Source organism: Marinobacter alkaliphilus (assembly GCF_055394375.1).
This window is the reverse complement of sequence record NZ_AP043751.1, coordinates 3798392-3810395: the sequence shown is the minus strand read 5'-3', so window position 1 is coordinate 3810395 and position 12004 is coordinate 3798392. Positions and strand designations below refer to the sequence as shown.

Annotated in this window: 13 protein-coding genes; 8 read left to right on the top strand and 5 right to left on the bottom strand. The window is 56.8% G+C overall.

Annotated features, from left to right (window positions below; all coding sequences use genetic code 11):
• Positions 1-97 precede the first annotated feature (97 nt).
• Together ACZ5Q2_RS17460 and ACZ5Q2_RS17455 are read right to left on the bottom strand one after the other, a co-directional pair.
• Entirely contained in the window at positions 98-394 is a 297-nt protein-coding gene (locus ACZ5Q2_RS17460; protein WP_061333510.1) for a type II toxin-antitoxin system RelE/ParE family toxin, read from the bottom strand.
• Complete coding sequence (locus ACZ5Q2_RS17455) at positions 394-633, bottom strand: type II toxin-antitoxin system ParD family antitoxin (RefSeq protein WP_058091653.1); 240 nt, start codon at positions 631-633, stop codon at positions 394-396. Before ACZ5Q2_RS17455 ends, ACZ5Q2_RS17460 begins: the two co-directional genes overlap by 1 nt.
• Positions 634-851: 218 nt before the next feature.
• Between ACZ5Q2_RS17455 and ACZ5Q2_RS17450 the strand changes: the two genes are divergently transcribed.
• The 8 genes from ACZ5Q2_RS17450 to ACZ5Q2_RS17415 all read left to right on the top strand — a co-directional run bounded on the left by ACZ5Q2_RS17450 (position 852) and on the right by ACZ5Q2_RS17415 (position 8620).
• Complete coding sequence (locus ACZ5Q2_RS17450; RefSeq protein ID WP_464597167.1) at positions 852-1421, top strand: hypothetical protein; 570 nt, start codon at positions 852-854, stop codon at positions 1419-1421.
• 241 nt (positions 1422-1662) lie between these two features.
• Positions 1663-3312 carry an AMP-binding protein gene (locus ACZ5Q2_RS17445; protein WP_061333512.1) on the top strand — a complete coding sequence of 550 codons (1650 nt, stop codon included), beginning with the start codon at positions 1663-1665 and terminating at the stop codon, positions 3310-3312.
• Entirely contained in the window at positions 3309-3725 is a 417-nt protein-coding gene (locus ACZ5Q2_RS17440; protein ID WP_061333513.1) for a PaaI family thioesterase, read from the top strand. Before ACZ5Q2_RS17445 ends, ACZ5Q2_RS17440 begins: the two co-directional genes overlap by 4 nt.
• 88 nt (positions 3726-3813) lie before the next feature.
• Positions 3814-4617 (top strand): ABC transporter ATP-binding protein, encoded by an 804-nt coding sequence (locus tag ACZ5Q2_RS17435; protein WP_061333514.1) that lies wholly within the window; start codon positions 3814-3816, stop codon positions 4615-4617.
• The gene (locus ACZ5Q2_RS17430; protein WP_061333515.1) at positions 4614-5336 is read left to right on the top strand and encodes an ABC transporter ATP-binding protein; all 723 of its coding nucleotides are present in this window, start codon (positions 4614-4616) and stop codon (positions 5334-5336) included. The genes ACZ5Q2_RS17435 and ACZ5Q2_RS17430 overlap by 4 nt, the downstream gene beginning before the upstream one ends.
• A gap of 79 nt (positions 5337-5415) precedes the next feature.
• Positions 5416-6627: an ABC transporter substrate-binding protein gene (locus ACZ5Q2_RS17425; RefSeq protein WP_061333516.1), complete on the top strand. Its 1212-nt coding sequence runs from the start codon at positions 5416-5418 to the stop codon at positions 6625-6627.
• Positions 6628-6734: 107 nt separating this feature from the next.
• Positions 6735-7622 carry a branched-chain amino acid ABC transporter permease gene (locus tag ACZ5Q2_RS17420; protein ID WP_432210626.1) on the top strand — a complete coding sequence of 296 codons (888 nt, stop codon included), beginning with the start codon at positions 6735-6737 and terminating at the stop codon, positions 7620-7622.
• 2 nt (positions 7623-7624) lie between these two features.
• Positions 7625-8620 carry a branched-chain amino acid ABC transporter permease gene (locus ACZ5Q2_RS17415; RefSeq protein WP_152437593.1) on the top strand — a complete coding sequence of 332 codons (996 nt, stop codon included), beginning with the start codon at positions 7625-7627 and terminating at the stop codon, positions 8618-8620.
• A gap of 52 nt (positions 8621-8672) precedes the next feature.
• Here ACZ5Q2_RS17415 and ACZ5Q2_RS17410 read toward each other — a convergent pair whose 3' ends face one another.
• From ACZ5Q2_RS17410 to ACZ5Q2_RS17400, 3 genes are all read right to left on the bottom strand, one after another.
• Complete coding sequence (locus ACZ5Q2_RS17410; protein ID WP_286921766.1) at positions 8673-9980, bottom strand: short-chain fatty acid transporter; 1308 nt, start codon at positions 9978-9980, stop codon at positions 8673-8675.
• Between the two features lie 155 nt (positions 9981-10135).
• Positions 10136-10996: a LysR family transcriptional regulator gene (locus tag ACZ5Q2_RS17405; RefSeq protein ID WP_432210627.1), complete on the bottom strand. Its 861-nt coding sequence runs from the start codon at positions 10994-10996 to the stop codon at positions 10136-10138.
• Positions 10990-12000 carry a phosphonate dehydrogenase gene (locus ACZ5Q2_RS17400; RefSeq protein ID WP_286921764.1) on the bottom strand — a complete coding sequence of 337 codons (1011 nt, stop codon included), beginning with the start codon at positions 11998-12000 and terminating at the stop codon, positions 10990-10992. The genes ACZ5Q2_RS17405 and ACZ5Q2_RS17400 overlap by 7 nt, the downstream gene beginning before the upstream one ends.
• Between the last annotated feature and the right edge of the window lie 4 nt (positions 12001-12004).

Below are 12004 nucleotides of genomic sequence, written 5' to 3'. Positions count from 1 at the left end.
GCAGGCAAGTACCGCCTGGCTGTTGTGAATGAGTAACTCAGATAATTAAAGCCGATAGGTGAGGCGTGCGCCAGCGAACCCTGGCGGGCGTTATGCCCTAAAGGAGATGCCCATCTGGTAACATGCGTTTGTGTAGAATACGGATAATCTCAACGACACTGTCGGTCGCTACCCGATAGAATATGATGTGACTTCCTTGGGGATACTGTCGGTAGTCCGCGCGGATCCCATCGCAGGTTTGCCCCAGATTCGGGTTTTCGCCCAGTAGGTGGAAGCACTGGTCAAACTGGAGAATGTAGTGGTTTCGTTGATCTCGGCCCCATTTACGCTCCGCGTACAGTGCAATAGATTTGAGATCAGCTTTGGCCTTCCTGGAAAGCTTGAAATTCAGCATTAGCGCTCTTCGTTGTCCAGTTCGCGAATGAAAGAGTCATAGGAGTAGTCCTCAAAGCCACTATCTTCGCCTTCCTTAAGAAGTTTGCGGAGCGTAGTCAGGCGGGTTTCGGACTCTTCAAGCAGGCGCAATCCTGCACGAACAACTTCGCTGGTTGAGCTGTATCGGCCAGTTTTGAGTTGTTCCGCAATGAACGCATCAAAATGTTGGCCTAAAGTGATGCTGGTGTTCTTTTGCATGATGCTATCTCGCTAGTACCAATAATTGGTATATTTTGGTTCAGGTGGCATAACAAATCAATCCACGCGACAAGCGCTCGATTGCGGGCGTTAGGCATGCAAGGTGGCGCTTCTTGGATAGAAAACTTCTGAGCTTAGTTCAACGGTTGCAGGTCCCTGACCGACCAAAGACAAACAGCGGCTACGCTGGTCCGCGAGTTGCGGTGATTCACGGCTTCATGGCCCGACGACTGATGCAGCGCAACCTGCTGCGTTACCTTAGAAGCAAGGGGTTGTCAGACGTGACAATGTACGGCCACCTGCACTCGGTTGATGCGATATCAGATGACTTGCAAGCATCACGTCGCGAGGGGCGGAAGCTCGTGATTCTCGGGTATAGTCAGGGCGGGTTTCATGCGGTCAAGGTTGCACGCGAGCTTGAGCGACGAGGTGTGGAGATTGCCCTGCTCGTCAGCATCGCCGCAGGAGGGCTGGGGCGAGTATTCCCCGGACGGTGGGGGTTTGATCCTCGTAACGTACCGACAAATGTTGATGTGTGCCTTAATTTCTTCTCGCAGGGAGACTTGCTCGGGTGCGACCAAAGTCACCAAATGAACGAGGCTTTCGGGAGCAGTGCAACGCAACGGGTCGAAAACCACATGTTCCATGCGCACGAGGGCGTAAGTCATATTGATCTGGTCAGGTGTTATCCAGAAGAAAGGATCAAACCTGCGGTGCGGACACAGGTTATTGAAAGGATCATGACGGAGATTAGTGGGCTCAACACGTCCGGCGTCCAACACATATGAGCCTCTCCGGAAGCAGTCATATGATTCGAGAATAATAAACAGGCAGATGCCGACCAAATCCAGGAGATTTGGCTATCCGCCTCAATCGCAGCTCATAATCTAAAACAGGGATTAGTTTCCGTCGGAGACTTCCGTTTGTTGGTCGTCCTTTAGCCAAAAGTTTACCTTTACGTAAAGTGAAGGCTGTGCTAAACCTGATTGAAGTTTGTACAACCAACAACGACAACAAACGGAGTGTACGATGAGCCTTCCGCAATACAATGACGTGTACAACCAGTTTGATGCGGCCGCACTGGAAGCGGACATCCTGGACGGACGCCTGGAGAGTGGCCTGAACGTATGCCACGAAATTTGTGACCGATGGGCCGTTGACCCGCAAAAGGTTGCGCTCTACTACGAAAAAATCGGCGGTGGTGAGGGAACCCTGACCTTCGCTGAGCTCAAAGCCGCGTCTGCACGTTTCGCCAACTACCTGAAGTCTCTTGGTGTCACCAAAGGTGACCGGGTAGCCGGCCTTCTGCCCAGGGGGCCGGAGCTGCTGATTGTGATTGCTGGAACCCTGCGCCTGGGCGCGGTGTACCAGCCGTTGTTCACCGCCTTTGGTTCCGGCGCTATCGAGTATCGCCTGGAGAAGGCTAGCACCCGGCTGGTGGTGACCGATCCAGACAACTACCCCAAGCTGGAAGAAGTCAAAAATTGCCCGCCGGTACTGTGCCTGAACGCGGCGGCCACCGGTGCGGATGTGCGCGATTTCGATGCGGTGTTGGCGGAGCAGTCAGACCAGTGCGAGCCGGTAATGATCACTGGCAACGATCCGTTCCTGCAGATGTTTACCTCCGGTACTGTTGGCAAGGCCAAAGGTGTAGCCGTGCCCGCCAAAGCGTTGCTGGCATTCTACGTTTACATGAAATACGCCATCGACCTGCGCGAAGACGACGTATTCTGGAACGTGGCAGACCCCGGTTGGGCCTATGGCCTGTACTACGCGGTAACCGGTCCGCTGCTGATGGGCCACGCCACCCATTTCAATCCCAATCCGTTCACCCCGGAATCCACCTACGAGATGATCCGCAAGTACCGGATCACCAACCTCGCAGCGGCGCCGACGGCCTATCGTTTGCTCAAGGCGAACGATCAGGTTCTGCCGGAAGGGGAGAATCTTGGCCTGAGGGTGTGCAGCAGCGCCGGCGAGCCCCTGAATCCGGAGGTGGTGAACTGGATTGCTCGACGTCACTTCTGCCCGGTGAAGGATCATTATGGCCAGACTGAAACCGGCATGACCTGTTGCAACTTCCACGGCCTGGACCACCCGATTCGCCAGGGCTCCATGGGGTTCTCATCGCCTGGCCACAGAGTAGTGGCGTTGAACGAAAAAAATGAAGAAGTGGGCGAGGGCGAAATCGGCCAGTTGGCAGTGGATCTCAAGGCGTCGCCGCTGTTCCATTTTGATGGCTACACCTGGGGCGAGAAAGACCCGTTCGTGAACGGCTACTACCTGACCGGCGACATGGTGATCTGCCATGGCGATGGCAGTTTCTCCTTCAGCGGCCGTGACGACGACATTATCACCACAGCAGGTTACCGCGTAGGGCCAGCGGATGTTGAAAGTACCCTGCTGGAGCACGCGGCGGTGGCCGAATCCGGTGTGGTGGCCAAGCCGGATGAAAAGCGTGGCTCGATCATCAAGGCTTATGTGGTTATCAAATCCGGTCAGGAGCCGGCAGACGACGCCGTGCTCAAGGAAGAGCTGCAGGACCTGGTTCGCCACCGCTTGTCGACCCATGCCTACCCGCGGGAAATCGAGTTTGTGGAAGAGTTGCCGAAAACACCCAGCGGCAAGATCCAACGCTTTGTGTTGCGCAACCGGGCCAAAGAGGAAGTCGCCGTATGAAGATTACCTTTGAGGAGCTGCGCTATTTCCTTGAAGAGCAGTTTCCGCAGGGGGCCTCATACGGCACCCTGCAGGAACTGGGTGATGGCTGGGCAGAAATGAAGCTGGAGGTAGACGAAGAACACCTGCGCCCCGGGGGGACCGTGTCTGGCCCCGCCATGATGGGGCTGGCCGATGTTGCCATGTATGCCGCGTTGCTCAGCAAGATTGGCCTGGTGCCTTTGGCCGTCACCACCAACCTGAATATCAACTTCCTCAGGAAGCCCGTGGCTCATGCGCCTATCTGGGCCAGGGCGACCATTCTCAAGGTGGGGCGAACCATCGGTGTGGGTGAAGTATTTGTGTATTCCGAGGGCTCGGAAGAGCCCGTTGCGCACTCCACCATGACCTATTCCATACCGCCGGAAAAATAACCAAGTTTGTTCTTGACGTTTACGTATACGTCAATCTAATCTGTGGGTTGATTGTTAAATACAACAATAACAAAAGGTGAAGTGGCTCATGAGTGAACAGTTCGTTCTCGAGACCCGTAACCTGGTCAAGGAATTCAAAGGATTTGTAGCGGTTGATAACGTCAACCTGCAGGTCCGGCAGGGTGATATCCATGCACTGATCGGGCCCAATGGCGCGGGCAAGACCACGGTCTTTAACCTGCTGACCAAATTCCTGAGCCCGACCAGAGGCCAGATCCTCTACCACGGTGAAGACATTACCTCCCTGAAGTCTGCCGCCATTGCCCGTAAGGGTATCGTCCGCTCTTTCCAGATATCGGCGGTGTTTCCCCATATGACGGCGCTGGAGAATATCCGCATTGCGTTGCAAACCGCAGAGGGCACGTCTTTCAGCTTCTGGAAATCCGGCGCCTCCCTGAACAGGCTGAACCAGCGCTGCATGGAATTGCTCGATTCCGTCGGCCTTATCGAATTTGCCAACACCACCACCGTAGAACTGGCCTATGGCCGCAAGCGCGCGCTGGAACTGGCCACCACCCTGGCGATGGAGCCCAAGCTGCTGTTGCTGGACGAACCAACCCAGGGCATGGGCTCGGAAGACGTAGAGCGGGTGGTGGAGTTGGTGCGCAAGGCCGCCGCAGGCCGCACCGTCTTGATGGTGGAGCACAACCTGAGTGTGGTCAGCAAATTGTGCGACCGCATTACGGTGCTGGCCCAGGGTGCTGTGCTGACGGAAGGCGATTATCAAGCGGTCTCTGCAGACCCGAGAGTGCGCGAAGTGTACATGGGCAGCGATGGCAGCGGAGAACGCGGTGGCAACAGTCCCGCCGAGCAGGCGGAGGCAGCACAATGAGCCAGAATCCCCAGAAAGACTACGAACAGTTGCGGGTGTCTGGCCTGCACGCCTTTTACGGCGAATCTCACATTCTCCATGGCGTCGACCTGGTGGTTAAGCGTGGCGAGCTGGTCACCCTGCTTGGCCGCAACGGCGCCGGCCGCAGCACCACCCTCAAGGCCATTATGAATATGGTGGGCCGCCGCACCGGGTCCATCATGATCAACGGCGAAGAAACCATGCAGTGCGCGCCGCACCATATTGCGAGGTTGGGAGTGGGGTATTGCCCCGAACATCGGGGCATTTTTTCATCTCTCAACGTCCAGGAAAACCTCACTTTGCCGCCGGTGGTGCGCAGTGGCGGTATGAGCCTGGAAGACATCTACAACATGTTCCCAAACCTGTATGAACGTCGGTTCAGCCAGGGCACCAAGCTGTCCGGTGGTGAGCAGCAGATGCTGGCGATGGCCCGTATCCTGCGCACCGGCGCCAACATGCTCCTGCTGGATGAGATCACAGAAGGGCTTGCGCCCGTGATCGTAGAAAAGTTGGGCGAGGTGCTGATGGCGCTCAAAGAGAAAGGCCTGACCATCATACTGGTTGAACAGAATTTCCACTTTGCAGCCCCGCTGGCTGACCGGCATTACGTGGTTGAGCATGGGCAGATTGTGGAAGAAATCCACGCCGATGAACTGAGTGCCAAACAATCGGTGCTGGACGGCTATTTGGGGGTCTGAACTCCGGATAGAACAGGTGCAACAAAACCAATAACTCCAACAACATCAACCAACGCAAGACAGTAGCGGAGATACAATAATGACAATGACCAAAAAGCTTCTGACCTCAGCCGTTGCCTCAGCTCTGATGGTGAGTGGCGCGCAGGCGGCCATTTCCGACAATACGGTGAAGATCGGCTACCTGGCCGATATGTCTGGTACCTATCGTGACCTGGCGGGCCCCAATGGCCTCAAGGCCCTGCAGATGGCCATCAAGGATTTCGGTGGCACTGTGAACGGCGCCAAGATCGAAGTCCTCAGTGCCGATGACCGTAACAACCCCGATGCGTCTTCCAGCACGGTTCGCCGATGGGTGGAAAACGACAAGGTAGACATGGTTGCCGGCCTGGTGGCTTCGTCTGTCACCATCGCAGTCAGCAAGATCCTTGAAGAAAACGACAGACTGGGCATTGTCTCCGGTTCTGCCGCCTCAAGCATCACCAATGAGCACTGCACCCCCAACCACATCCACTATGTGTATGACACCTATCCGCTGGCCAACGGCACCGCCAGTGCGGTGGTTAAAGAGGGCGGCAAGAGCTGGTACCTGATGACTGCAGACTACGCCTTCGGCCACGCCCTGGAAGCAGACGTTACCCGCGTGGTGGAGGCCAACGGAGGTGAGATCGTCGGTTCTGTTCGCCATCCGTTCCCGACCCAGGATTTCTCCTCCTTCGTGCTACAGGCCCAGGCTTCCGGTGCGGATGTCGTTGGCCTGGCCAACGCCGGTTCAGACACCACCAACGCCATCACCACCGCCAGTGAATTCGGTGTTACCCAGGCGGGCCAAACCCTGGCCGCCTTGCTGCTGTTCCTGACCGACGTGCATGCGCTGGGTGTCGACACAGCGCAAGGTATCCAGCTCACCACCGGGTGGTACTGGGACATGAACGACGACACCCGTGAGTGGTCAGACCGCTTCATGAAAGAAACCGGTGTGCGGCCCACCATGGTGCATGCGGGTATCTATTCCAGCACCCTGCATTACCTGAATGCGGTAGCCGCGGCAGGCTCGGACGATGCCCAAACCGTTCGCAAGCAGATGATGGACACACCCATCAACGACATGTTCGCCACCAATGGTCGTATCCGCGAAGACGGCCGGATGGTGCACGACATGTATCTGGCCGAGGTGAAAACGCCGGCGGAGTCCAAGAACGAATGGGATCTTTACAAGATCCTGCGGACCATACCGGCCGACGAAGCCTACCGCCCACTCTCTGAGAGCAAGTGCAAACTGGTGACTAACTGAGGCTGAGGAAAGCCGGGCGCGCCCTGCAACAGGGCAGGGTGCGCCCGGCATATCACTGAGCCAACAAGCTCAATACCAACGTACGTGCTGCTTGTGGAGTTAAACCCATGACCATGATTTTCGGCGTCCCTCTTGCTGTGCTCTCCGGTCAGCTTTTGATCGGGTTCATCAATGGCGCCTTTTATGCCCTGTTAAGCCTGGGCCTTGCCATCATCTTCGGCCTGTTGAAGATCATCAACTTCGCCCACGGTGCCATGTATATGCTGGGTGCCCTGTTGACGGTGGTTATGTTCAACACCCTGGGCGTCAACTATTGGGTCGCCCTGTTTATGGCGCCGCTATTGGTCGGCGTGTTCGGGGTGCTGATCGAATTTTTCCTGCTGCGGCGAATTGCCGGGCAGGATCACATATACAGCCTGCTGCTCACCTTCGGGGTGGCGCTGATTATTCAGGGCGTGCTCACCAATATCTACGGTGTGTCTGGCCTGCGCTATGCCATGCCCGATATGTTCAAGGGCGGCATTAAACTGGACTTTATGTTCCTGCCTTATTACCGGGCCTGGGTGATTGTGGTGGCGCTGCTGGTGTGTTTTGGCACCTGGTTCATGATTGAAAAAACCAAGCTGGGGGCCTACTTGCGTGCCGGCACGGAAGATTCCCAGCTCATGCAGGGCTTTGGCATCAACGTGCCCTTGCTGGTCAGTCTCACTTACGGCTTTGGTGTGGCGCTGGCGGCTTTTGCCGGTGTGCTTGCCGCACCCATCTACTCCGTCACGCCCGGAATGGGCGCCAATACGCTGATCGTGGTGTTTGCCGTAGTGGTGATTGGCGGTATGGGCTCCATTGGCGGGGCGATTATCACCGGCATTCTGATGGGCGTGATTGAAGGCCTCACCAAAACCTTTTACCCACCCGCGTCGTCTGCCGTTATTTTCCTGGTCATGGTGGTGGTGTTGATGTTCCGACCCTCCGGCCTGTTTGGTAAGGAAGCATAATCATGAGCCAATCCTTTAATCCCGCCGATGTGCGAAAGGCGATCATCGACCAGCAAAAGGCCCAGGATCGCCGGAAGATGCTCCTCAACGGCGTACTGCTGCTCTTGCTGCTGGCAGCGCCTTTCGCGATGTACCCGGTCTTCCTGATGAAGATCCTGTGCTTCGCACTCTTTGCGGTTGCCTTTAACCTGCTGTTCGGTTTTACCGGGCTGCTGTCCTTTGGCCATGCCGCGTTTCTCGCCACCGGCGGCTATACCACCGGTTACCTGCTCAGCAACTACTCGGGCCTGACCACAGAAGTGGGCATTATTGCAGGCACCCTGGTGGCAACCGCTCTGGGCCTGGCGTTCGCCTTGTTGTCCATTCGCCGGCAGGGTATTTACTTTGCCATGGTCACCCTGGCCCTGGCCCAGTTGGTCTACTTCTTCTTCGTACAGTCGGAATTTACCGGCGGCGAAGACGGCATGCACGGCATCCCCCGGGGCCACCTGTTCGGGCTGATTGACCTGTCGGAAAACCTGAACATGTACTACTTCGTGCTGGCCGTGTTCATCGGTTGCTACCTGCTGGTCCAACGCATTGTCAGCAGCCCCTATGGCCAGGTGCTCAAGGCCATCAAGCAGAACGAACCCCGCGCGGTGTCACTTGGCTACAACGTGGATCGCTACAAAGTGCTGGCATTCGTGATTTCGGCGGCACTGGCGGGCCTGGCAGGTTCCATGAAATCGGTGGTGTTCCAGCTGGCTTCGCTCAACGACGCCCACTGGCATATGTCCGGTGAGGTCATCCTGATGACACTGGTCGGCGGCATGGGAACCTTGCTCGGCCCGGTGGTGGGCGCCACCTTTGTGGTCAACATTGAATACCAGTTGTCCCAGGGGCCTCTGCGGGATTGGGTGAACCCGATCCTTGGCGGCATCTTCGTACTGACCGTACTTGCGTTCCGCAGCGGGATCGTCGGCGAAATCCAGAAATTCCTGAAAAAGAACCTTGGCTGAATCCGACTTGGCCGGCTGTTGACAAAGTGGTTTGCCAACAGCCGGCAAGGCGTTAAAGCCAGGTCAGGCCGATGCTAATGATGGCGCCGGTAATAAACAGCAGCATCAGACAATAGCCCATGATGTCTTTGGCTTTCAGCCCGGCAATCGCCAGCACGGGCAGGGCCCAGAAAGGTTGCAGCAGGTTGGTCCAGGCGTCACCCCAGGCTACCGCCATGGCAACCCTGGGGATATCGGCACCCAGTTCCTGGGCAGCTGGCAGCATGACCGGCGCCTGCACCGCCCATTGCCCACCCCCAGACGGCACAAAAATGTTCACCAGGCCTGCGCTTATAAAGCTCCAGAAAGGCAGGCTTTGCGCGCTGGCGATGGAAACGAAGCCCGAGGAAATGCTGGCGGCCAGGCCGGATGCAGTCATAACCCCCATGATGCCTGCATAGAAGGGGAACTGAATCACGATGCCGGAACCACCTTTAACCGCCTCGTTCAGACTGGCCAACAGGCGTTTGGGAGTCTGGTGCAGAATGATTGCCAGGAACAGGAACATGAAGTTGACGATGTTCAGGTTCAGGCCGCCACCGTTAATGAAATACTGGAAGATGAACGCGATGCCGCTGAAGCCAATCAGCCACGCCAGAATCCTGCTGTTTTCCAGGTGGTCCGCCGGGCGATTGATCACAACGGCGGTGTCTGGCTCGTCGTCCAGCACTTTCGGGTCTGCGTACACGCTGTTTCGTTCCTCGGGCAACATGAGCCGGTTAACCAGCGGCACCACGATAAACAGGGCCACCACGATGGCCAGGTTGAAAAACGCGAAAATGGTTTCGCTGGTACCGATAACGCCGATCACGTTTTCCGTGAAGTGGCCATCGGTGGCAATTACCAGCGGAATGGACCCCGCCAGCCCGCCGTGCCACACGATAAACCCAGAGTAGGCGCTGGCGATCAACAGCGGATAGTGCACCCGAATCTGCCGGGCCAGGGCTTTGGCAAACAGCGCCCCCACCACCAGGCCGAACCCCCAGTTGATCCAGCTGGCAATCAGGGCCACGAAGGTAACCAGCACAATTGCCTGCCCGGGCGTTCTTGCCAGGCCCGCAATCCGGTTGAGTATGCCGCGCACCAGTGGTGTGCTGGCCAGCATAAACCCGGTAACCAGCACCAGCAGCATCTGCATGGAGAACGTCAGCAGGTTCCAGAAGCCATTACCCCACATCTCGATCACCGCCAACGGGCCATGGCCTTCAAAGACCATGGCGGCGATGAACGACAGTAGCGTGAGGATAATAACGAACAGGTAGGGGTCTGGCAGGTACTTCTCCACCAGACTGACAAAGGGTTTGGATGCTCTGTCTAACATGGTGTTCTCCTTTATTATTTTTGGGTCATCACAAGCTTAGCAATCAAACGGAAAAACGCACCATAAGCCCTTAATCGCAGAACTCGTGGTTCCCACGCCGGCATCAGGTATATCCCCAAGCCGCATTGTCGCAAAACAGGTTCAGTTCCAACTCATCAGTGACAGAGGTGTCGAACAAAGGCAGACACGGATGGGTGTGATGTCAGGGCTTCCGGGTTGATCACCATCAGCGACTTTGCCAGCCCTGAATCACTCACAGGAATGGCTTTCAGGGTGCCCGCCTGCACTTCGTCACTGACGCACGCCGCCAGCACCAGCGAAACACCCAGCCCGGCTTTAACCGCTTGCTTCACGGCCTCGGTGCTGCCCAGTTGCATTGACACGCTGGGAAACGGTCCCGAATCACCAAAGAAGTTGGCCAGAATCCGGCCTGTTCCTGTCCCGGGCTCGCCGCCCAGCAGAGTCATACCCGATAACGTATCGCGATCAATTTCTTTCATATGGGCGCACGGGTGGTCAGGTGGCGTGATCAGTACGATCGGTTCCTGTCGCCAGTCTCTGGCCAGGAAGCCCGATGTCGGACGCCACCATTCCATGATAGCGATATCCAGCTCTCCCTGGGTCAGCTGATCGGCAATAGCGGGGTTGTTATCAATCACCAGGTCTACTTCCGGAGCGGTGGGAGCGTTTCGGAATGAGCGCACATGGGGTTGCAGCAAGTAGATTCCAATGTTTGAGCTAGCCCCGACCCGGAGCCGGGTTCCACCAACGGCGTCACGAGCGCGCTGCTCCAGGCGCAACATGCTGAGGGCAATCGGCATTAGCGCGAGGGCGGCGCGGGTGGGCTCGCATCCGGCTTTGCTTCTGCGAATCAACAGTGTATCCAACTGCCCCTCAAGCTTCTGGATATGCTGGGATAGCGTAGGTTGGGCAATCCCTAGATGCTGGGCCGCAGCATGAAAGCTCCTATGGTTTACCAGCGTTGTGAAGCTTTTCAGCCAGACCAGGCTCAGCATGGCTGTTTCTCCGCAGCCTGTGGTGTGTTCACTGCATCTCGGGGACGCTCTCCTCGCAAAGCCTGGAGAATATTATCAGCCGCTCGCTGCTCAATGGCCAAACGCACATTTTTCACTGCTGAGCCAATGTGGGCCGTAAATAATGTATTGGGGTGCGCTCTCAGTGCTTCGCTGATTTGCCTCGGACGGTCTGCTCTCGCCCAATCCTCCATCTCGAAAACATCGGCCGCGTAGCCGCCCAGGTGTCCGGAAGCCAGTGCTTCAAGTACTGCAGATTCGTCTACCACCGACCCCCGGCACGGATTCACCAGGAACGCGCCTGGTTTCATGTGCCTCAGGCGTGCAGCATTCATGGTATGGAGAGTATGAGTGTTCAAGGCCAGAGCCAGTACAACGATATCTGACTGTGAGAGAACATCATCCAAACTGGCGCGGGTCAGGCTGAGCGCAGCTTCCTCCTCTCCCGGCAGGGCATCTGGTTGGGCGTAAAGTAAGTTGGCACCCCAGCCCTGAAAGCGCTTGGCGACCGCTTTACCGATGGCGCCCATACCCACAATACCGAGGGTCGAACCTTCAATTCCAAGGCCGTAGAACTGCGGCTGCCAGCCTACGAAATCACCGGAACGGACAAACTGGTCAGCTGCTCGAATCTGCCGTGTCAAGCCGATGGTCAGCCCGACGGTCAGCTCTGCAGTGGGCACTGTAAGAAGATCCGGCACGAAGGTCAGCCACACGCCATGACGAGTACAGGCGTGCACGTCGAAATTGTCGTAGCCTTTTAGGGCAGCCCCAATCACCTTCAGGTTCGGACAGGCGGCCAGAAAATCGTCGCTGACCGTGTCTGGCATGAAAGCCATCATAGCATCGGCGTTGGCAACGTGTGATCTGATGCAGCTCGCCGGCAGGGTGATGTCTGACTGGTTGGTAATTAGCTCACAATGAGGTTCCATGTTAGCTAGCACGCTCTCATGCACCCGATGAGTGATGATGACTCGTGGTTTCATTCGT

What these genes read in the sequence shown, in the direction of transcription:
- ACZ5Q2_RS17440 (WP_061333513.1), top strand. Translation starts at nt 3,309, where the DNA reads ATGAAGATTACCTTTGAGGAGCTGCGCTATTTCCTTGAAGAGCAGTTT.
- ACZ5Q2_RS17420 (WP_432210626.1), top strand. Translation starts at nt 6,735, where the DNA reads ATGACCATGATTTTCGGCGTCCCTCTTGCTGTGCTCTCCGGTCAGCTT.
- ACZ5Q2_RS17405 (WP_432210627.1), bottom strand. Translation starts at nt 10,996, where the DNA reads ATGCTGAGCCTGGTCTGGCTGAAAAGCTTCACAACGCTGGTAAACCAT.
- ACZ5Q2_RS17415 (WP_152437593.1), top strand. Translation starts at nt 7,625, where the DNA reads ATGAGCCAATCCTTTAATCCCGCCGATGTGCGAAAGGCGATCATCGAC.
- ACZ5Q2_RS17400 (WP_286921764.1), bottom strand. Translation starts at nt 12,000, where the DNA reads ATGAAACCACGAGTCATCATCACTCATCGGGTGCATGAGAGCGTGCTA.
- ACZ5Q2_RS17425 (WP_061333516.1), top strand. Translation starts at nt 5,416, where the DNA reads ATGACAATGACCAAAAAGCTTCTGACCTCAGCCGTTGCCTCAGCTCTG.
- ACZ5Q2_RS17460 (WP_061333510.1), bottom strand. Translation starts at nt 394, where the DNA reads ATGCTGAATTTCAAGCTTTCCAGGAAGGCCAAAGCTGATCTCAAATCT.
- ACZ5Q2_RS17445 (WP_061333512.1), top strand. Translation starts at nt 1,663, where the DNA reads ATGAGCCTTCCGCAATACAATGACGTGTACAACCAGTTTGATGCGGCC.
- ACZ5Q2_RS17450 (WP_464597167.1), top strand. Translation starts at nt 852, where the DNA reads ATGGCCCGACGACTGATGCAGCGCAACCTGCTGCGTTACCTTAGAAGC.
- ACZ5Q2_RS17435 (WP_061333514.1), top strand. Translation starts at nt 3,814, where the DNA reads ATGAGTGAACAGTTCGTTCTCGAGACCCGTAACCTGGTCAAGGAATTC.
- ACZ5Q2_RS17410 (WP_286921766.1), bottom strand. Translation starts at nt 9,980, where the DNA reads ATGTTAGACAGAGCATCCAAACCCTTTGTCAGTCTGGTGGAGAAGTAC.
- ACZ5Q2_RS17430 (WP_061333515.1), top strand. Translation starts at nt 4,614, where the DNA reads ATGAGCCAGAATCCCCAGAAAGACTACGAACAGTTGCGGGTGTCTGGC.
- ACZ5Q2_RS17455 (WP_058091653.1), bottom strand. Translation starts at nt 633, where the DNA reads ATGCAAAAGAACACCAGCATCACTTTAGGCCAACATTTTGATGCGTTC.